At 38.1% G+C, this 20,408-nt stretch carries 19 protein-coding genes; 12 read left to right on the top strand and 7 right to left on the bottom strand.

The features are described from left to right. Positions 1–364 precede the first annotated feature (364 nt). A complete protein-coding gene (locus tag ABES02_RS00610) occupies positions 365–979 on the top strand; it encodes an RraA family protein (protein WP_430129403.1) in 615 nt (204 codons plus the stop codon). Between the two features lie 65 nt (positions 980–1,044). Here the strand turns inward: ABES02_RS00610 and ABES02_RS00605 are convergent, their stop codons facing one another. Further along, on the bottom strand, positions 1,045–1,704 hold the full coding sequence (locus ABES02_RS00605) for a hypothetical protein (RefSeq protein WP_430129400.1): 660 nt from the start codon (positions 1,702–1,704) through the stop codon (positions 1,045–1,047). Between the two features lie 898 nt (positions 1,705–2,602). On the opposite strand from ABES02_RS00605, the gene ABES02_RS00600 reads away from it, so the two are divergent. After that, entirely contained in the window at positions 2,603–3,250 is a 648-nt protein-coding gene (locus ABES02_RS00600) for an AmiS/UreI family transporter (protein ID WP_430129397.1), read from the top strand. A 1-nt stretch (position 3,251) separates the two neighbouring features. Beyond that, the gene (locus ABES02_RS00595; RefSeq protein WP_430129394.1) at positions 3,252–4,427 is read left to right on the top strand and encodes a NupC/NupG family nucleoside CNT transporter; all 1,176 of its coding nucleotides are present in this window, start codon (positions 3,252–3,254) and stop codon (positions 4,425–4,427) included. A gap of 232 nt (positions 4,428–4,659) precedes the next feature. On the opposite strand, the gene ABES02_RS00590 is transcribed toward ABES02_RS00595, so the two are convergent. From ABES02_RS00590 to ABES02_RS00575, 4 genes are all read right to left on the bottom strand, one after another. After that, positions 4,660–6,300: a bifunctional metallophosphatase/5'-nucleotidase gene (locus ABES02_RS00590; protein ID WP_430129391.1), complete on the bottom strand. Its 1,641-nt coding sequence runs from the start codon at positions 6,298–6,300 to the stop codon at positions 4,660–4,662. Between the two features lie 119 nt (positions 6,301–6,419). Then, positions 6,420–7,505 carry a HupE/UreJ family protein gene (locus ABES02_RS00585; RefSeq protein WP_430129388.1) on the bottom strand — a complete coding sequence of 362 codons (1,086 nt, stop codon included), beginning with the start codon at positions 7,503–7,505 and terminating at the stop codon, positions 6,420–6,422. 213 nt (positions 7,506–7,718) lie between these two features. Then, positions 7,719–8,384, bottom strand: a complete 666-nt coding sequence (locus tag ABES02_RS00580; RefSeq protein WP_430129385.1) for an O-antigen ligase family protein — start codon at positions 8,382–8,384, stop codon at positions 7,719–7,721. An 80-nt stretch (positions 8,385–8,464) separates the two neighbouring features. Next, on the bottom strand, positions 8,465–8,968 hold the full coding sequence (locus ABES02_RS00575; RefSeq protein WP_430129382.1) for a hypothetical protein: 504 nt from the start codon (positions 8,966–8,968) through the stop codon (positions 8,465–8,467). Positions 8,969–9,315: 347 nt separating this feature from the next. On the opposite strand from ABES02_RS00575, the gene ABES02_RS00570 reads away from it, so the two are divergent. Continuing rightward, entirely contained in the window at positions 9,316–10,137 is an 822-nt protein-coding gene (locus ABES02_RS00570; RefSeq protein WP_430129379.1) for an alpha/beta fold hydrolase, read from the top strand. 100 nt (positions 10,138–10,237) lie between these two features. Here the strand turns inward: ABES02_RS00570 and ABES02_RS00565 are convergent, their stop codons facing one another. Beyond that, entirely contained in the window at positions 10,238–11,377 is a 1,140-nt protein-coding gene (locus ABES02_RS00565) for an MGDG synthase family glycosyltransferase (protein ID WP_430129377.1), read from the bottom strand. Between the two features lie 147 nt (positions 11,378–11,524). On the opposite strand from ABES02_RS00565, the gene ABES02_RS00560 reads away from it, so the two are divergent. After that, complete coding sequence (locus ABES02_RS00560; RefSeq protein WP_430129374.1) at positions 11,525–12,922, top strand: MFS transporter; 1,398 nt, start codon at positions 11,525–11,527, stop codon at positions 12,920–12,922. A gap of 47 nt (positions 12,923–12,969) precedes the next feature. On the opposite strand, the gene ABES02_RS00555 is transcribed toward ABES02_RS00560, so the two are convergent. Next, positions 12,970–13,974 (bottom strand): metal-dependent hydrolase, encoded by a 1,005-nt coding sequence (locus ABES02_RS00555; protein ID WP_430129371.1) that lies wholly within the window; start codon positions 13,972–13,974, stop codon positions 12,970–12,972. 393 nt (positions 13,975–14,367) lie between these two features. On the opposite strand from ABES02_RS00555, the gene ABES02_RS00550 reads away from it, so the two are divergent. The 7 genes from ABES02_RS00550 to hxlB all read left to right on the top strand — a co-directional run bounded on the left by ABES02_RS00550 (position 14,368) and on the right by hxlB (position 20,395). Then, a complete protein-coding gene (locus ABES02_RS00550) occupies positions 14,368–15,138 on the top strand; it encodes a sugar phosphate isomerase/epimerase family protein (protein WP_430129369.1) in 771 nt (256 codons plus the stop codon). Further along, positions 15,126–16,085 (top strand): sugar kinase, encoded by a 960-nt coding sequence (locus tag ABES02_RS00545; RefSeq protein WP_430129366.1) that lies wholly within the window; start codon positions 15,126–15,128, stop codon positions 16,083–16,085. The genes ABES02_RS00550 and ABES02_RS00545 overlap by 13 nt, the downstream gene beginning before the upstream one ends. 1 nt (position 16,086) lies before the next feature. Continuing rightward, positions 16,087–17,367 (top strand): MFS transporter, encoded by a 1,281-nt coding sequence (locus ABES02_RS00540; protein ID WP_430129363.1) that lies wholly within the window; start codon positions 16,087–16,089, stop codon positions 17,365–17,367. Positions 17,368–17,430: 63 nt separating this feature from the next. Beyond that, positions 17,431–18,090 carry a bifunctional 4-hydroxy-2-oxoglutarate aldolase/2-dehydro-3-deoxy-phosphogluconate aldolase gene (locus tag ABES02_RS00535; protein WP_430129360.1) on the top strand — a complete coding sequence of 220 codons (660 nt, stop codon included), beginning with the start codon at positions 17,431–17,433 and terminating at the stop codon, positions 18,088–18,090. Positions 18,091–18,159: 69 nt separating this feature from the next. Continuing rightward, on the top strand, positions 18,160–19,137 hold the full coding sequence (locus ABES02_RS00530; protein ID WP_430129357.1) for a LacI family DNA-binding transcriptional regulator: 978 nt from the start codon (positions 18,160–18,162) through the stop codon (positions 19,135–19,137). A 70-nt stretch (positions 19,138–19,207) separates the two neighbouring features. Beyond that, entirely contained in the window at positions 19,208–19,843 is a 636-nt protein-coding gene (gene hxlA, locus ABES02_RS00525; RefSeq protein ID WP_430129354.1) for a 3-hexulose-6-phosphate synthase, read from the top strand. 3 nt (positions 19,844–19,846) lie between these two features. Then, positions 19,847–20,395 (top strand): 6-phospho-3-hexuloisomerase, encoded by a 549-nt coding sequence (gene hxlB, locus ABES02_RS00520; RefSeq protein ID WP_430129352.1) that lies wholly within the window; start codon positions 19,847–19,849, stop codon positions 20,393–20,395. Positions 20,396–20,408 lie beyond the last annotated feature (13 nt).

The following is a 20,408-nucleotide window of genomic DNA, read 5'->3' as shown; positions in this document are numbered from 1 at the left end:
CTGATCAAACCTCCTAATATCTTATATTGCTTTATAGATTTTTGAATAAGAGAGTGGTTAAAAAAATAGAATGTATATGTAAGTTTGTTTTCGGCTTAAAATTTTGCCTTATATAATTCGAGAAAAAACTTAAGAAGTTTGTCCGTTTTTTGCGGTTTTTGAAAAAATGTGTCGAATTCCCTAACCTATTTCCATGGATTTGGACAAATTTAACCACCGTCTGAAGGGCGTAGATAGGTTTTGTAGGATATTCTAAATAGGAATAGCAGTACATGAATGAAAACCATTTCTTTAAATATCAAATTTTTGAGTTAATATTTGCTTAATAGAATTTAAATTTTGGTAATAGGGAGAGATATGATCAATGACTATTGTGGACCAGTTTGAGAAAGTACCAACAACATGTATATCTGATACCATGCAAGGCCTCAACAATTTGGATCCAGCGATTAAGCCATTAAAAGATGAGTATCGAGTGGCAGGTAGGGCTTTTACTGTGAAAATGCCTGTAGGAGACAACCTGGTTGTACTAAAGGCCATCAGAGAAGCGAAGCCAGGAGATGTTTTAGTGATTGATGCCAAAGGGGACACTTACCGGGCAATCGCGGGAGACTTTATTGTTGGCTTGGCACAGACATTGGGGATTAAAGGCATCATTGTCGACGGCGTTATTCGGGATATTCAGGGGATAAAAGCGTTGAATTATCCGGTGTTTTGCAAAGGAACGGCTGTTGCAGCCAGTGGAAAAGCAGGTATGGGAGAAATTAATGTTCCTATCTCGTGCGGTGGAACGACTGTCCATCCGGGAGATATCGTTGTTGGTGATGCCGATGGCGTCGTGATCATTCCTCAAGAAGTAGAACAAGAAATTTTAAAGGGATCCTTAGAGAAGTTCGATAAAGACGAAAAGCGGGCAGCAAAAGTGTCGGGTAAGCGAGAGGAAGTCATAAAATATTTAGATGATTTTCTTTCAAAGTAGGATTTACCAAAAGGGCAGACGATACGTTCGTCTGCCCTTTTACCTGTATTAGAAGTAATCGGCTGCTAATCTTTGATAATAGCTTTTCCTTTGACATAAAATCTATAGAAAATTTCTTCTCCGCTTTTTTTGTCTTTTACAGAAATGTCCAAAGCAAGTTCTTTTGGAATGCCTTTTAGTTCGTTGTTTATCTTAAGGGCAATTTCATCCATCAGCATGATGGTTTCATCATTGCTAAGTCCAGTGTCTACCCAAGAAATATTGGTCGAAAAATAATTCTTTTCTAATCTTATCTGAGGATTTGAAGCAAAAAAGGCAAATTCAACACCCGCAACATCTATATCATGTTGCTCCTCAACCTGAAGTGTAAACTTAATCTCTGGATAATCTTTAGCAATAATTTCAAGCATTCTCGATTTTAATTCCTCTTGAGCCAAATACGCACCGTATGAGTCAAACCTTTTTAATTCATATCTAGAGGTTTCAAAGACAACTTCTTGATCATCACTAGGTCCCATCTTAATGTTATAATCTGGAATTAAAAAATTATAGTTAGAAGAATAAACTTGAAAGTCCTTGTTATATTTTTCTTCAAAATAGGTTAAAACTTCTTTTTCAGCAATACTCTTACTTATGGGATTTCCAAATAATCCATTTAGGAAATACCCTATTATAACAATGATAGCAATTAATATGATAGCGATTATAATTTTCTTTAATTTCATTATCATCACCGCCATTTGCAAATATTTATTTATCGTTTAGAGAAATAATGTGATTCTTCGTTATCCGCTGAGGGTTGGAGATATTAGGGTAATTTTACACTTTATGTAACCTTTTGGCAATATAAAAAAGTATTGTTTTATAAGAATGGGGTCTTGCAACAATATAGGTCCTTGAATCATAAGCGATCCTTCCATTAGGCCTATTTTTTTTAGTTTTTACCGCTGCTTAATATGTTGTTGTTATGTAATACACTTGAATTAGCAAATGAAAAATCCTGGTATGGAAGGGGATATTTTAATGACTGAATCAAAGCTGAAATGCAGTGTGTGTGGGGATATTGGAATTATGTAGTTTTATGAACCAGAGAAAGAATATCTCGAAATTTTAAATATTAAAAGAGACACATTAGTATATTAAAATGTGTCTCTTTTTGTCGGATATTCCAATGAATAGGCACTCAATACCAACTTATTCTAGCCAAAATTTGAAATCGATATGTCTGTGGAGACGGTGAAATATAAACTCATTAATAATGAACTAATTACAGGAAATTTAAATATTTTAATGTTTTTCTTACAATCGTAACGAAAATATGGACTATTTTCATTGTTTTGATATTTACATTTTTTCATGCTGATTTTACAAAATTTCATATATTTTAGATAAATTTGAACATTTTATGATAAAATGGGCATTTTTAAAGAAAATGGTAAAAAATTAATTTAAATTTTGTTCAAATATGATTTAACATTTGTTCAAAATATATGATATATTAGTGAGGTATTAAAAAGTGAAAGCGTTTCATGAAGAATCTGTTGGTGTTAGTAAATTAAAGAAAATGCCGCGATTAAGGCGAAGGAGGGAAAGTTGTGAAAATGGTTTTTCACAACATTTAATATGGGTTTTGTTGGTTTATTTCTTTCAGGTGCAGTCTTATTTCTAAACAGTCTCATGCTATTAGGAAAAGCCGATGCAAAAAGTGTAGGGATCTTTAATATTTTCATTGGAACCATTCAAATGATTATCCCATTTTATTTAATCGTTGTTTCGAGTCAAGATCATTGGGAACTTTATAATGATGCATCAATTTTTCTATTTGGCTTAACCTATTTATATGTTGGTTTCACTTTATTGAAGGGACTTGATGGCAGCGGACTCGGATGGTTTAGTCTATGGGTTGCTGTTATAGGAATTGTATATACCTTAACATCTTTTATTCACTTTCATAATGTTGTCAATGCATTAACATGGGGCATGTGGGCATTTTTATGGTTTTTGTTCTTTTTAGCCAACGCACTTAATAAGAAAATTGACCATTATATTGGCAGAGTTGCATTTGTTCAGTCATGGGTAACCTTGACCATACCTGCGCTCCTGTATTTTTTAGGTGTTTGGAGTTCAAAAATGGTCAATCAAATCTGGACTTGTGTATTAATTCTAGCTATTGCGTATTTTATTGTTAGTTTTTTCAAATTGAAATTCTTATATAAAAAAGAAAAAAGTATTCAAACAATCCATGTGAATAATGCTTTGGAGGTAAAATAATATGTCAATCATAATCGGAATCATTGGAATCCTAGCTCTAGTAGGTATAGCTTGGTTAATGTCAAATGATAAGAAAAACATCAACTATCGTGCTGTTGGTGTCATGGCAGCTGTTCAGTTGATTTTAGCTTGGTTTATGCTTAATACTTCAATCGGTAAAAAAGTTCTGCACAAGGTCGTAGATGGATTTAACAAAGTTCTTTCTTTTGGTAATGACGGTATCTCATTCGTATTTGGTGATCTTGCAGGAAAGCATTTATTCTTTGTAGATGTTCTCATGATGATTGTATTCGTCACAGCTCTTCTAGGTATCTTAACTTATTCAAGAATATTACCATTAGCGATTAAATACATTGGTGGTGCAGTAAGTAAAATCACAGGTCTACCAAAAGTGGAATCATTTGTTGCGGTGAATTCTATGGTATTTGGTGATACATCTGCTATTCTTTCTGTTAAGTCATTTATTCCTAAGCTTTCTGGTAACCGTTTGTTCGTTGTTGTTACTTCTTCTCTTGTTGCGGTAAGCTGTTCGATCTTAGGTGCTTACATGCAAATGATTCCTGCGGAATTCGTATTGGTTGCGTTACCAATTAACGTATTCTCTGGACTTATCTTATCAACGATCGTATGTCCTGTTCGTAAAGAAGAAGATGAACAAATCGATATTAAGGGAATGATCCCTGAAAAATCTCTTTTCGAAGCAATCGGCAACTGGACCTTGCTAGGCGGAAAGACGGCCTTAATCGTAGGCGCTATGCTTATCACTTATGTAGGATTGATTGCGGCAGTTAACTGGATTTTCACTTCAATCTTTGGTATCTCTTTCACTGGCGTACTTGGATATGTATTCGCGCCAATCGCTTGGATCATGGGTATTCCTGCAAATGAAATTGTTAAAGCTGGCTCAGTCATGGGTACTAAGGTAGCCGCAAACGAGTTCGTTGCAATGTTAGACTTTATGAAAATGATCCCTCATATGTCTCATAAGACTGTAGGTATCGTATCATCATTCTTAGTTTCATTCGCTAACTTCTCTTCGATTGGAATTATTTTAGGAACTGTACAAGCTATCAATAATGAAAAGGCAAGTGAGTTAGCTAAAGTTGGTTTAAAGGTATTGTTAGTCGCAACAATGGGATCAGTCTTAACTGGAACGATTGTAGGTTTGTTCCTATAATAATTGACAAGTAAAAACAACATGTTGATTTTTTTAGCAAATTTCAACATGTTGTTTTTTATTTGTTTAATATCCAATTTATCATATCACATATAAAAGACAGCATTTCGCATAAATAGGAACGGTGCTTTGCAATAGGATTCTTTTTGTGATCTTATAACATATATCATTCCAGGGCATATCATTTTCTGCTTACAGTGGTTGAAAAATACAAATGTCACCTAACGTTTGTTTATTGAATTTTCTTGACCCGTCCTTGGATTGAATAGGAAATTGGCTGCTTCAGCTGTTTAACGAAATTTTCAAACACATCGATGTCAACGGGACCAACCACTTTGTCTGTCCCTTCACGAAAAACGCTGAAATCGTCACCGCCATTAGCCAGGTATTCGGGTACCGTAACAGTATATTTTGCTTTAGGATCGATAGGGGTTCCATCAGCACGGTAGATATCAATGACTTTGCTTCCAACACCTTTCGTTCCGTCCCAGGTATATTTCAAACCGGAAATTTGCAGCATTCGCACTGTACCCTGCGGCTGCCATTGCTGATTCAAGAGACGGCGGATCTGGTCGCCGGTTAAATTCAATTTGATAAGATTTTCTTTAAAAGGTTGAATGGTGAACAACTCTCCCCAAGTGACTTCTCCAGCTAGGATGTCCCCCCGGATTCCACCAGGGTTCATAAAAGCGAGGTCAGAGTTCATTGCTATTCGTTCCGAATCTGCAATCAGATTGCCTATTGCGGATTCACCGTCTTTGTTCTTAGTGCTGGTAATGTCGTTTACAGCCTTCCCAACCAATTTATTAACGATGGGAGCGACTTTAGCTTCGTACTTTTTCATTAATTCCTTGATTTCTGGGTCTGGTTTAATGGCGTCCTGATAGACGTTTACAATTTCAGCTTTTTTGGCTACGATATCTTTAGTTGCCGGATCAAGCTCCAAGTGGACGTCTGAGAAAGCAGTCCCGTAAGAGTAAGCTTCAACTATCAACTTTCTGTCCACTTCTGTGTTAAGATACGTGTGAGTATGTCCGCCAAACAACACGTCTACTTCATCGTCTATCTTTTTGGCGATATCAATGATTTCTCCATTAGCGGCACCGGTCAAAGCGGACTGACTGCCGCCATTGTGGGCAAGAACGACAATCGCTTTAACGCCTTGTTTTTTCAGATTTGCCACCGCTTTATTAATGGCTTTCACTTCATCTGTGAACTTTACTCCTGCTAATACACTCGCAGTCTCAATCTTGGGTGTATCGCTCAATACTACGCCGATAAAGCCAATCGGTATGCCATGAAACTTTTTAATTTCATAGGGAGGGAGTATCAGTTTACCCGTCTTTTCGTCAATAACGTTGGCACATACATAAGGGAATTGAGCACCTTCAAAGGTTCCAGTCTTCGGGTTGTTTCCACCGTGGATCAGCCGCATCATTTCTTTAACACCGCGATCGAATTCGTGATTTCCTAATGTTCCTAAATTAAAGCCGATTTTGTTCAACACTTCAATCGTCGGTTCCTCTTCTAAAAGCGAAGATACGGGTGCACTGCCGCCAACCATGTCACCTGCATGGACCAAAAGGGTGTTTTTGTTTTCCGCTTTCCTTTGCTTCAAATAGGCCGCGAGATATTCAACTCTGCCAATATACCTTCCGTTAAATTTACGGGTAATGTCCAATTGTCCATGTAAATCGTTAATGCCGAGTAATTGTACTTGAATGAAACGGTTCTTATCATTCTCGGTGTTTTTGAGGCCGTAAGGCGTTTCCGGATTCCCGGAGGCCAAACACAAGCCCGCAGATAATGAGGCCGTAAGAACAAAAGCAGGAACTGCTTTTTTCAATGCGTTCCAATTCAAAGTTTCTCTCACTCTTTCTTCTCCCTCCAAATCCGTTATTAGGTTACTACTTTAGCATATGGAGGGATTGTGAATATCAGTGTAAAATTTTCGTGAATTTTCAGTTAATTATAGTTTAATAGCAATAAATTTCAGGTGAAAACCCGGGTAACAAACCAATACGCTCCAGCAAGTCCCACAAGAATGGAACCAATCTGTACAGCTCTTGGCCACCACCGGGAATTTCCCACTTTTTTTAACAGTGGGTAAATGCAAACCACTATGAGCAATTGGCCCAACTCAACCCCAAGGTTGAATGAAAGCAGGGCAGTAAGCTCGTGATTTTTAGGCAAACCGATTTCCTGCAGCACTCCGGCAAAACCAAACCCGTGAATCAATCCGAAGGCAAACGTTAAAGCCCAGCGGTGCCCATGAGCCCTTGACCAAAGATTTTCCAAAGCTACGTAAACGATGGTTAAAGCAATTGTTGCTTCAACAAAACGGGATTCCAGCGACACGATGTCCAAAGCTGCTAAAATCAGGGTGATGCTGTGCGCCAAAGTAAAGGAGGTAACGACTGCTGCCATACTTCGAAACTTTATTTTTACCAAAAGTAAGGCAATCAGAAACAACATATGGTCGTACCCGGTTAAGATGTGTTCGAGGCCAAGCTGAATAAACTGCCCGGCCGTGTCAAAAAATCCCGCAGCTTTTCCAAATGTTCCTGTCCACACTTTTTTATCATTAGAAAATATATATTCGAACGACTTTCCGTCTAACGTTTCAAACGTGGCTACATTCGTATGTTTGTTTTCGGACCGCTCAAAAAACAAATCATAGCTGATTGACACTGTTCCGATCTTGGAAACATCCTTAAATAATAAATCGATCTGAATCATCGATTGTTGGGGGACGGATTGCCCTACATGGGACATAGGCAAAACGCGGCCATTATTTTTCACTACCAGTCCTTTTTCAATATAGGAACGGATTACCTTGTCGTAGGTGCTTTTCAATTCATTTTGATCGACGATCTCATCATGATTGGTATCTACATCCGGGAATTCGGAGATGGATAATGAATCGATAAGGAGGGTGATGTATACCGTGTCTCCTTCAGCTGTGATTTTGGCAAAGCCGTAGCTTCCGGCATGCGCGGACGCATGATAGTTATTGGATAAGCAGAATAATCCGAGAAAAATGAGAATCACAAGGAGAAGTGAATAAGTTTTTTTCATTAGGAACCCCCCTTAAAATCTATTCAATAATGTTAAATTCGATAATCTATTTAAAGCAGCACGAAAAACAAATGATACTAGGGTTTGATTTTTACATAAGAGATAGCGTAATTGATAGATTGATAAAAAAACTCCCTGCAAGTACAGGGAGGCTAAATTAAATAATATTTGATAGGTGAATTCATGACTGCTTTTAAAACCCTTATGAATCGTTTATGTTTGATTTTTCGGTGCCAGGACATGTACATAAATCCAATCTTTAAATCGTGAAATTAATGGATATGCTAGGACATAATGCATCCGTTTCGTATATTTGTCCCAACAAGCAAATAAGATAACCGTTAAAAATCCTATTTGCGGTGAAAATAGAGGCTCGTCAAAGACTCCCGTGAGAAGGACAATGGGTAAGCCAAGCAAAAAGCTGTCCAATAAACATTTATTACTGCGTATTGGAAAGAATAAATGAAAACACTTTACAAAGTTTAGACAGATAACAAATAAAAAAGCTAATCCCCCTAGTGTCCCGTACTCTGCAAACATCCCAATTAATATATTGTGGGCATGTGGTACGAATTCATTGTAATTGATTAAATATTCTTGGCCAAAGCCGATTGGAGTAACACCAAAGAAGGAATGATTCTGCCAGATCTTAATTGCGCATTTCCAGATGTCCAGCCTAACTTGCATTGATTGATTCACCAACTCGTTTCTAGGCATAAAATCCAGCAGCCATTTAGAAAGCGACAAGCTGAAGATTGTACTAATAATAAAGGCAGTTCGGTTTAATCGTAATAAAAATAAAAGAAAAATCAAAATCATTGACGCAAAGCCTGCCCTTGAACCGGTTTGAATAACACCATAGCTTAGCAGGAGTATCATCGGAAGTGCCCACACCAAACTGATGAATCGATAGTTTCGCAAACAAGTAAGCAGGTAAGCTAAAAGAAAGGAAATGGCAATTAACAGAATATAGACAGTAAAGTTTGGGTTGTAGGACTGCCAACTAGCCGGTTAAAATCAAAATGGCCTAAGCCTAAGGGAACAGTGCCCGTTAAATAGCCGAGGGCTGGAGGAAAGGTCCACCATTGTGAGACCCACCCAATCACACAGTTGTACACCCCTCCAAAAATCATGATCAATCGAAAATGATGTAATAATTGATGCTTTTCCGTTTCCAAGATTCTTACATGTAAACCCCAGTATCCTAGAATCATCACACTTATATTTAAATAAGATATCTCCTTCATGGAAATGGCAGCTCCAATGGTTGAGATAAATAGGCATAGGAAAAAAGAGGAGCTCAAGGAAAAGACGAACCGCTTTTTTTCCTTCCAGTATTTACTGATGGTTTGTAAACCGCTAAGTAATAACAGAAAAATGCCTAATGGCGGTAAAAGGAAACATAGTATTAAGCTTAATTCTAATGTTGATAATTTTCTTAATGACTGAAAAAATATGCTCATGAAATCCTCCTAATTTAAAATGATGAGACTCTTAATCCTTTAGAGATTGAGATTTAACTATTTGCATTACCATTCGTATAAATTAGGTTGAAAGTATCAAAATTTCATGAAAACTGGTGTATGGACTAGTAGAACAATGGAAAAAGGCTAATGAATAAAAATAATAGGTTAAAAATAACATATGTTTTTCTCTATTGTGTTTCTAAAACGTAAATTGGATGTTAATTTTAAACAAGGAATTTGTGAAGCGATTTTCTTTGAAAAATTAAGTTGATGTTTTCTGCATCCTCATGTTCCGATTGATAAATAATAAGACAACTTATTAATTCGTTGAGGAGAGGAACACGTTGACTGTCTTTGGATTGAATCAAACCTACATTAAAGTAGCTGATATCAACTTGTACTGCGAATACATATTGAATGATAAACCACCCATTCTTCTAATCCACGGTTTTGCATCTTCGACTTATACGTTTCGTCGTATCATTCCTTTACTACAAAAGCAGTTTTCCATCCTCGCCGTCGATCTCCCCGGCTTTGGAAAAAGTGAGAAGTCGACATCGTTTATTTATAGTTTTGAAAACTATGCGAAGTTAATGATTGAATGCATCCATCAGTTTGGGTACTCTAACACTTATATTGTGGCTCATTCAATGGGAGGTCAAATCGCTTTAAATATGGCTCTAATCGCTCCAGAGAAAATTAACAAATTATTTTTGTTATGCAGTTCAGGATATTTAAAGCGGGCAAAAAAACTTCTCATTTACAGTTCCTATTTACCTTTCTTTGAAAAATTCCTTCATTATTACATTCGAAGAAAGGACGTCACACATCACTTGCGAAACGTCTTTTTTAACCAAACATTGATCAATGATGAATTGATTGAAGAATTCGGTAAACCACTTGCGGAAAAAGGGTTTTATAAAGCTTTAATTCGACTGTTGCGTCATCGTGAGGGTGATTTACTGCCGCAACAACTTCAGGATATTCAAGTCCCAACATTATTAATATGGGGAGAGGAAGACCGAGTTGTTCCTGTGGAAGTGGGTCAACGACTAGTTCGAGATTTGCCGGATGCCCAGTTAATTACGTATGAAAAAACAGGACATTTAATTACGGAGGAAAGACCAGAGCTTGTTTTTAAGAATATATTGATGCATACAATCTAGCAATGGTTACGAATGTTAATTTGTTTTAAAGAGTTAAGGAAAAAAGAAAAGCTGACTCTAAAAAGTGGTTCATCAATGACCTTTTAAGTCAGCTTATTTTTTAAGAAAGTTTTACTTTGGCTTCTTCATAGTAAGGCTCTCCGACCTTCAGAATGAATTGTAAAATATCTTCAGCTGCATTTGCATTTATAAATTTCCTTTGACTGTATATCATTTCATTTAGTTTTTCTCCATCATTTCCTAGTAATTCAGTTATGGTATCTTTAATTTCCTTTGGGTTTTTGCATACCACTCCCAAATTGAAATTCTCGGCAAAGGTTGGATTATCCTCTTCCTGACCTGGCAAAGCCCCAGTAATAATAAGCGGTGTATTGGTAGCTATTGCCTCAAACATGACATTGGGACTGCCTCTGGTAAAAGCGATGTCAGAAGTAAGCATTAAATCTTGGATATTTTGGGTGAAACCGTAAATCTCTACTCGATCACCATATTTGGCCTTAAGGGATCTTTCCAGCTTAGTTTTGAGTTTTTCATTTTTCCCAGCTACAATTTTTACTTTACAATCAAAATCATTAAGGAGGTTTTCAGCTATTTTCTTCATATTTCCTACACCTTCACCACCGCTCATGATTAAGCATGTTAAAGATTGTTCTTTATTATAGAATTTTCGTTGTTTATAGTTCTTCGGAAAAAATCGGGATCGGACTGGAAATCCGGAAACCTTGATTTTTTCATTCGGAATCCCAAATTCAATACACTTATTTTGGGCTTCAAAAGTGGGGCTAATAATGAAATTGGCCCTTTTATCAGCCCAAAGGGGATAAATGTTTACAAGATCGGCAATGAGAGTAAAGAAAGGGATATTTATATTTTGCTTTTCTAAAATGTTCAAGATGGAGCCATTAAAATTAGGATGAACGGATAAAATCATATCTGGTTTCACTTCGTCCAGTAATTTTAGAAAGTTATCCCTTATCAGTAATTCAATAAAATTGTCTACTAAATGGGGTTTTAAAGCAGATAGTTTCCAAATCATCTTCCATAGATTTTCTGAATTTCTCGTAATGGGACCGTAGGATTTGCCGATATTTAACAGCAATCGTTTACCAAGCGAAAATCCATCTACAACATGTATTTTTACTTCATTATGAGTTTGGACTTTCTCACACAGAGATTCTGTGATACTTTTATGCCCATGCCCTGTAATATCGGATGAAATAATCAGTAATTTCTTTTCCATAACATCAGCCCTTTTTTAAGAATATATTAAAACTTTAATGTTACAAAAATGTAAATTGCATATAAAGTTTTGAAAAATCCATTTAAGAGATTAAAAACTTAGATAAAATTGTAAATAAAAAATGTTTACAAAGGGGCATTAGTGTCTTTGAAAAGCTCAAACTGGAAAATCACTTATACAATATTTGTCATTATTCTACTTGCAGCTTTTGAACATATCGTAATTGGATTATTTCCTCCTATTATCCAATACATAGCAAAGGATTTACATGTAGATATTGCAAGTTTGGGTTTTGTTTCAGCTGCCAATATATTGGTTACTTCCATTTCCTCTATTTATTGGGGATACCTATCAGGGAAATATCATCGTAAAAAAATGTTGATTATAGGTACACTCATTTGGACACTATCGATATTCTTGACTTCATTTAGTAATAGTTATTTTGAACTATTGATCTTTCAAATAGGAACCGGATTAGGCTTAGGCTGTATTGGATCCATTGGTTTCAGTGTTTTAACGGATTATATTCCCTATCAAAAAAGGGGCTTCATATTAAGTTTTTGGGGCATGGCCCAAGGTATGGGCGGAATAGCTGGATCTATTTTGGCTTCATTAACTACTGCAAACAACAGCTGGAGAATGCCTTTTGAAATAGTAGGTTTTATAGGCTTGGTTGTTATCATTAGTTTTCTTTTTGTGCAAGAGCCAATCCGAGTGGAATCAGAACCAAAGTCAAAAGAATGGATAAAAAATACAAATTCCTACATCTATAATCTGGAAGCCAGAAATATTAAATTTCTTATCTTAAATGGCAGCAATGTCTATTTGTTTTTACAGACATTCTTTATGAATATTGCTACAGGTAGCCTGATTTGGATTCCAACCTTATATATCTATAAAATCATGCAGCAAGGCTACAGCCTGGAAATAGCTGTGATGGTCTCAGGCTATCTTTTTGCCATTTTTCAGATTGGAGGCATTTCGTCTTTTTTATTCGGGCATCTGGGCGATTATTTCCAAAGGAAAACCTTTAAAGGGAGAGCCTATTTAACCGCATTTTTTGTTTTTATGACAATGCCCCTTTATATTTTGTTATTTATTGTACCAATGACTAACCTATCATTACCAAATGATAAAAATGAATTCATCATTTTAGTCAGCATTTTAAGGCAAATATTCATAAATCCGTGGATGACGCTTATGTTTGTTGTATCTCTTTTTGCTTCCGCTGCCCAATCGGCCAACACACCCAATTGGATGGCACTTTTAACAGATGTAAATCTTCCTGAACATAGAGGGATTGCCTTTAGTATCGGAAACCTTTTCAATAGTCTGGGCAGAACAGTAGGAAACGCAGGAGTTGGCATTATGCTTGGCATTTTATCTACCCGATTCACTCAGCCTTATAGCTATATCTATACTTTATCGATCCTGCAAATCTTTCTAATACCATCTGCCGTTTGTTATATGAAAATGTCCAAAAATAATGTGATTGATATCAAGTATGTTATAAAAATTCTAAAGGAAAGAGCAGGAAAAGTGTAAAGGTAACATCCCAATGGGAAATGCATAGAACGCCCATTTTTGGGTCCTTAAGCTGTCGGTTCTTCGATAAGTGTAGTAGTATTTTTTAATTTTCTTATTACCTGTTTGTATTGTTTTAAGGAGTGTATAGTACCGATAAAACAATTTTTAATCTTGTAATCGGACGATAAATATATGATGGCAAGAGTGGGAAAAAATTTATTGTTACGAAAACGAAGGTCCTTCCAATAGATCAAATAGCCATTTTTTCTTGCACGAACAAATGGATAGGCATAATGAGTACTAGACAGAAAATCGGAAACGGAAGGGTGGCTTTTACTGTCAGAAACTAATTCCGGGAAGTCTATTTTCTTTAAAAGGGAATGCTCAATTGCTAAACTGCCTTTTGAAAGAACTCCAAATAAAAAGTCTTCTTTTGTTTCAATGATAATGTCCCATTTAAACAAGAACATCCGTGGAATCAATTTGATTCGGATGGCGTGCTGAAAATGGTGACGTAATTTTCTCTTGGCTGCGACTGTCGAAAGAGTCCGGACAGCAAGATACAGAAATATAGATATATAGATGATGAGGAAGACTCTTCCTGGTTCAAAGAATGGAAGGAGGCAAAAACCCAGCAAGTGTGACAATAAAATATTGGGATCCACTAATGGGAGCGAATCAAAGGCGATCCATTTTTTTGAGAAGGGAAGTAAAATTTGAGTTCCATGCACATTAAATAAATCAAAAAACACATGCAGAATAACGGCTAATAATGTCCATAAAAATAGATGGAGAAAAGATGATTCTGGAAAAAATGAATAAATAATACCTGAAACTGCGATGCTCCATAAAGGTAAGACCGGAAGGGAATGAGATATGGCTCTGTGATTCCGAAAATAGCTGCCCTTACCTTTCACTCGATAGATAAAGTCAAAATCAGGGGCGTTCGAACCAATTACTGTACCTAAAATAACGGCTTGTGATAGGGTATTATGATCAGCGACAACGGGATCCATTTGAGCGAGGGCAGCTAATCCTAACCCCATAATGATGTGAGAACTCGTATCCATACAATCACTCCTTATCAATGTTTGAATGTTATATCTCACAAAACTCACGCCTATAGTTCCGTTTTTGGTTGTAATCAAAGTAAGATTGATATAATACGTTTACTACGTACCCTCCAAAGAATTTTTATCAAATCCCTCTCAATATAGTAAATTCCTCTTAATTATATTAGGTGTTCGGTACTTCTTTCTTAAGTTCATGTAAAATTTATGTATATATTTTGTATATTGAAATTAGATGGATGGCACACGATTAAAGAGACTCCCTAAAAAACTTTTAAAAATCCCCTCTTGAAAAACGCTTACATTAGGATTATACTATTGATAAATCGATTTACTAAATCGATTTAGTAAAGCAGTTTAGTTTAAAATTACATCATAGAAAGGATCTTTAAAATGCAAAAGGTGATTATCCCGTTAAATGCTTTTGATAGATTCGAAGTGTTAGAGAATGGGCAAGAATCTTTTATTGAACTCATTGCCCAATCAGGAGCTTTTGGGGTTGAGATTCGCCGTGAATTATTGCCGGTCCCAGAATCAAAGCTAGGTCGGATTCGAAATGAAATCGACAATCATAGACTTTTTACTGTATACTCTGCTCCGATTGAATTATGGAAAGAGGATTATCAATTAAATGTTAGCGCTTTAGCAGAAGTTTTTCAGGAGGCGATGCTACTTGGGGCAAAGTGGGTCAAGGTTTCACTTGGGCAATATCAGAAAAATGCATCAAACATCCGTGAACTTGCCGCTTTCTTAAACCAACATAAAGAAATTCAATTGTTGGTTGAAAATGATCAGACACTCCATGGCGGGAATGTCAGATTGTTAACATCCTTTTTTGAAAACGTTACCGAACAGCAGGTTCCCGTCAAAATGACTTTCGATGCTGGGAATTGGTATTATTCTGGGCAAAGAGTAGAAGAGGCGCTCGAACAGCTTTCTCCATATGTCATCTATCTTCATTTAAAGCAAGTGGAAGAGGGTCCAGTAACCGTCCCGCTTCAAAGGGAAGGAAATCATAGCTGGAAACAGGTATTGCGGAATTTTCCTGCGGAGATGCTGAAAGCGCTTGAATTCCCAATCGAGCCAAAAGAAAGAACGAAGGATTATATTCATCTTATTTCGGAATTAGCTGTAGAAAGCGAGGCGATCTCATGCAACAGTTAGATGTCATTACTTTCGGGGAAGCGATGGCCATGTTTATGGCCAATCAGCCAGGTCCCTTACATGAAGTCAGTCAATTCACCCGTGAACTTGCCGGTGCAGAAACCAATGTGGCCATTGGACTTGCCAGACTCGGGCTGCGCTCTGGTTGGGCGAGTAAAGTAGGAAACGATGCGTTTGGAAGATTTGTCATTGAAAGGATCAAAAATGAAAACGTTGACATTGAACATGTCTTAATCGACCAAAAGTATCCCACCGGTTTTCAATTAAAATCAATGGTGTTAGAGGGTGACCCCGAGGTGCAATATTTCCGCAAAGGATCGGCGGCAAGCCATCTGACTAATGATGATTTCAATGAAGAGTACTTTCAACGTGCGAAGCACATGCATATAACGGGGATTCCACTAGCCCTCTCAGAAAGTGCAAGAGCCTTTGCCAAACACGCTTTAGCGTTTATGAAAAAGAATGGCAAGAAGGTTTCCTTTGACCCGAATTTGCGACCTACCCTTTGGGCATCACAAGAGGAAATGGTAAAGGAAATCAATGAGGCAGCGTTCCAAGCAGATTATGTGTTACCGGGCATCACGGAGGGTGAAATCTTAACAGGTTTTAAGGAACCTCGTGAAATCGCTTCCTTCTATATAGAAAAGGGCGTAGAGCTGGTTGTCATTAAGCTCGGGGCTGAGGGAGCTTTTTATAAAACAGCAACAAAGGAGGGTACGGTTTGCGGTTTCCATGTGGAAAAAGTGGTTGATACCGTTGGTGCCGGCGATGGTTTTGCGGTTGGGGTGATAAGTGGATTACTCGAAGGTCTTGAAGTTCAAGATGCGGTAACAAGGGGAAATGCGATTGGTGCCTTAGCCGTTCAATCACCGGGCGACAACGATGGTTATCCAACCATGAATCAGCTTCAAAAATATATAAAAGAAAATTTACAGGGAGTGAAATAACATGAAACAAACGATTGCGAAACAAAGATGGCTGCGCTTAATTCCGATTGCTTTTATTACTTACAGTCTTGCCTATCTTGACCGTGCTAACTATGGATTCGGTGCCGCTTCAGGATTAGCGGAGGATCTTCACATTACAGCAGGAACTTCTTCCTTACTTGGTTCTCTTTTCTTCTTAGGATATTTCTTTTTCCAAGTGCCTGGTGCTGCATTTGCTGAGAAAAAGAGTGCGAAGGTCCTCATTTTCTGGTCATTGATTGCCTGGGGGTTATTAGCTTCCTTCACAGGTATGATCACGAATATTAAATTATTATTTGGGATTCGCTTTGCGCTTGGCGTCGTGGAAAGTGCCGTTATGCCGTCGATGCTAGTCCTTTTAAGTAACTGGTTTACTAAGCAAGAACGTTCTCGTGCGAATACGTTCTTAATTTTAGGAAATCCGGCAACGGTATTATGGATGTCAATTGTTTCTGGTTATTTAGTTAACTCAGTGGGTTGGAGATGGATGTTTATTGCTGAAGGCCTCCCTGCCGTGATTTGGGCATTTATTTGGTGGAAAATTGTAAATGACAAACCAAGAGAAGCAAAATGGTTAACGGAACAAGAAAAAATCGATTTTGAAAATCAATTAGCAAAAGAACAAGAAGGTATTAAACCTGTAAAAAATTACAGCGAAGCCTTTAAATCAAAACCAGTTATTTTGTTAAGTGCGCAATATTTCCTTTGGAGCATTGGGGTATATGGATTTGTTATGTGGCTGCCATCGATTCTTAAATCGGCGCCAAATATGGATATTGTCAAAACAGGCTGGTTATCTTCTGTCCCTTATATTTTAGCCATTATTCTTATGTTAGTAGCTTCTTATTTCTCTGATAAAACTTTAAACCGTAACGCGTTTGTTTGGCCGTTCCTATTAATTGGGGCAGTGGCGTTTTATGCTTCTTACGCGATTGGAACAAATCATTTCTGGCTTTCGTTCATCCTGTTAGTCATTGCCGGTGGTGCGATGTACGCTCCATATGGTCCATTCTTCGCAATTATTCCTGAAATTCTGCCGCGTAATGTTGCAGGTGGAGCGATGGCGCTTATTAACAGCATGGGAGCGTTAGGTTCTTTTGCAGGTTCCTATATTGTTGGATATTTAAATGGAGCAACAGGTGGATTTGGAGCTTCTTACATCTTTATGGCTGGGTCTTTATTCCTTTCCGCGATTTTCACTGTTTTGGCGGTAAAGGCAGCAAAAAAACCAAGTGCAACTAAAAACGTCAAAATAGGTGCATAAAAAACAGGCAGCGGCTTTAGAGTATTCTCTAAAGCTGTTGGCTATTAAGGGAGAGATTTTATTATGAGTATAGCGGAAATAAAAAATAGATCGGTGGTTGCCGTTATTCGCGGCGCCACACTCGAATCGATCATTCCAATGGCCAATGCCCTAAAAGAGGGAGGCGTCACGGCACTTGAAATTACGATGGAAACGCCGAAAGCATTAGCGATTATTGAAAAAGCAGCGGATGAATTTGGGGATGAACTTTTAGTAGGCGCTGGAACGGTTCTTGACCCAGAGACCGCTAGAGCCGCCATCATGGCGGGGTCAAAATTTATTTTTTCCCCAACTGTTAATCCAGAAACGATACGAATGACAAAACGTTATGGGACCATTAGTGTACCGGGTGCCTTTACACCAACAGAAATTCTCCACGCTTATGAGCATGGTGCCGATGTAATCAAAGTGTTTCCGGCAGGAACTGTCGGTCCCGGGTATTTTAAAAATATTGCGGGACCACTGCCACATATCCCGCTCATGCCAACAGGCGGCATAAACATACAAAATGCTAAGGATTATATCAAGGCGGGAGCGGTTGCGGTCGGAGTAGGAACTTCTTTAGTTGATCCTTCAAGAACATTCACGAACGAATATTTAATGGAAGTAACCCAAAATGCTAAAAAACTGATGGAAGAGATTCAGGTTGCCCGTGAAGAACGAATCCGTCAGCTCGCTTTTTAAGAAACTGGAAAATTGGTTGGTTTATCGCTAAAATGAAGTCATTGAGGCAGAGTGAAAGAGGAAGATTGTATGGAAAAAGTAACAATGGCCGATGTAGCGAAAGAAGCAGGTGTCTCCAAAAGTACCGTTTCCCAATATTTAAATAAACGGTTTGAATACATGGGAGAAAAAACAAAGCAAAAGATTGAAGAAGCGATTGAAAGGCTTGGATATCAACCCAATTATGTGGCCAGAAGTTTAAAGCAAAAGCGGACCTCGATGGTTGGAATCATCGTTGCGAATATCATGCATTATTTATCAACAGAGATTAGCCGCGCGATAGAGGATTTCTGTCAGGAATATGATTGTCATGCTATCGTGTGTAACGCCGATGATAATCCGGAAAAAGAAAAGAAATATATTGAAATGCTGCGGGCTAAGCAAGTGGACGGCCTGATTATTTTTCCAACCGGACAAAATCATGATTTATATGAACGCATGATTAAGGCTGGCTATCCAGTTGTGTTTGTCGATCGCAGGGTAGAAAATCTGGAGGCGTTTTCGGTGTTAACCGACAATGTCATGTCCACCTATAAGGCGATTCAAACCTTCATTGAAAAAGGGCATCGAAACATTGCCTTCGCTGTGCAGCCTTTAACCGTCAGTACACGAAAAGATCGATTGGAAGGCTATAAACAGGCCATGGCCGATTCCGGATTACCATTAAACAATGATTTTATAATTGAATCTAGCATTGATGGAATGAAGGATAAACTAGAAGGGCTGTTTTCCTTGGAGGAGCGGCCGACGGCCTTGTTTGCTGGAAATGACCGTGTTTTTCTGAAGGTGGTCGAATTTTTAAAGGAAAAAGGACTTAAAGTGGGCGAAGATGTGGAACTGATTGTCTTCGATAATATTCCGTTTGCGCATCTAGTCGAAAAACCGATTTCTTTTATTGTTCAGCCAGCGACTGAAATGGGGCGAAAAGCAGCGGAATTGTTGTTTGATCAAATCAATAAAGTAGAGCGGGAGCCTGAAGAGTTTGTGTTTCCAAGTCAGATGGTGTAGGCAGTGCCTGACACCATCTACTTTTCAATTTTAACTAAACCGGTTTAGTAAAGAGGAGGAGATTAAGCTTATGAAATTACAGCTTGCTTTGGATCGGATGACGATCGCCAATGCCATTGAATTAACGAAGAAAGTCGAGGATTCCATCGATTGGGTCGAGGTCGGAACCTCTTTAATCAAGGAATATGGCATGAAAAGTGTAAAAGAACTGAAACAGGCCTTTCCCAATAAAGTGATTGTGGCTGACATCAAAACGATTGACAATGCCCGTTATGAATTCGAAATGGCTTTTAAGGCCGGGGCAGATGTCGCTACTGTCATGGGGGTGTCACCAATAGTCACGATTGAGGTGTGCCTGGAGGTTGCTAACCGTTATAACAAATTGGTGATGGTTGATTTATTGAATACGTCAGAAGAACAAGTCCGAGAATTACGGAAATATAACCAAGCCATTTTTTGTGCGCATGTAAGTAAGGATGAACAAGAGGAAGCCGGAGCACAGAACCTGGGAACAAAGAACGGAAGTCTTCTGACTGATGGCTCACTTCAGCTGGCAGCAGCGGGTGGAATTACGATGGATTCGTTGGAAAGTCTAAGAAAGACCTTAAATCCAGCGGTTGTGATTGTAGGTTCAGCGATTACAAAAGCAAGCAATCCATCAGAGGCGGCAGGGAAATTTAAACAAGCGATTCAAATGGGGGAATAGAAAATGTCAGTGGTACAAACGATTTTAAAAGAAGTGGAAATGGTCGTTAGTCAGGTGCAAGAGGAACAACTCAAGTCAGTAGCAGTGCAACTAAAACATGCCAAGCGGATTTTCATTATTGGGGAAGGCCGATCCGGATTCATGGCTAAATCGTTCGCGATGAGGTTGATGCATTTAGGGGCAGCCGTTTATGTAGTTGGAGAAACAATCACACCATCGATTGAACAAGGGGACCTGCTTGTAGCGGTTTCGGGTTCCGGAACCACAAAGAGCGTGGTATGGACAGCTGAAAAAACAAAATCACTCGGCTGCTCGGTTATCGCCGTTACCACAAATCCTGAGTCACCGCTGGCAGTTGCATCGACTCATCTCCTTCATGTACCGGCAGCAACTAAGTATCGGCGCGAAAATGAATTAAAAACGATTCAGCCTCTTGGATCTCTTTTTGACCAAAGTGTTCATATCTTGTTTGATACGATTTGCTTGGAGTTTGCTAAGCTGAATGAAGTTAATCATAACGAAGCGTTTAGCCGCCATAGCAATTTGGAATAATAAACAGCTATAA

Source organism: Neobacillus pocheonensis, assembly GCF_050477905.1.
GTDB lineage: Bacteria > Bacillota > Bacilli > Bacillales > Cytobacillaceae > Neobacillus > Neobacillus pocheonensis_A.
Note: the sequence above shows the minus strand (reverse complement) of the source record. Positions and strands in the feature narration are given on the sequence as shown.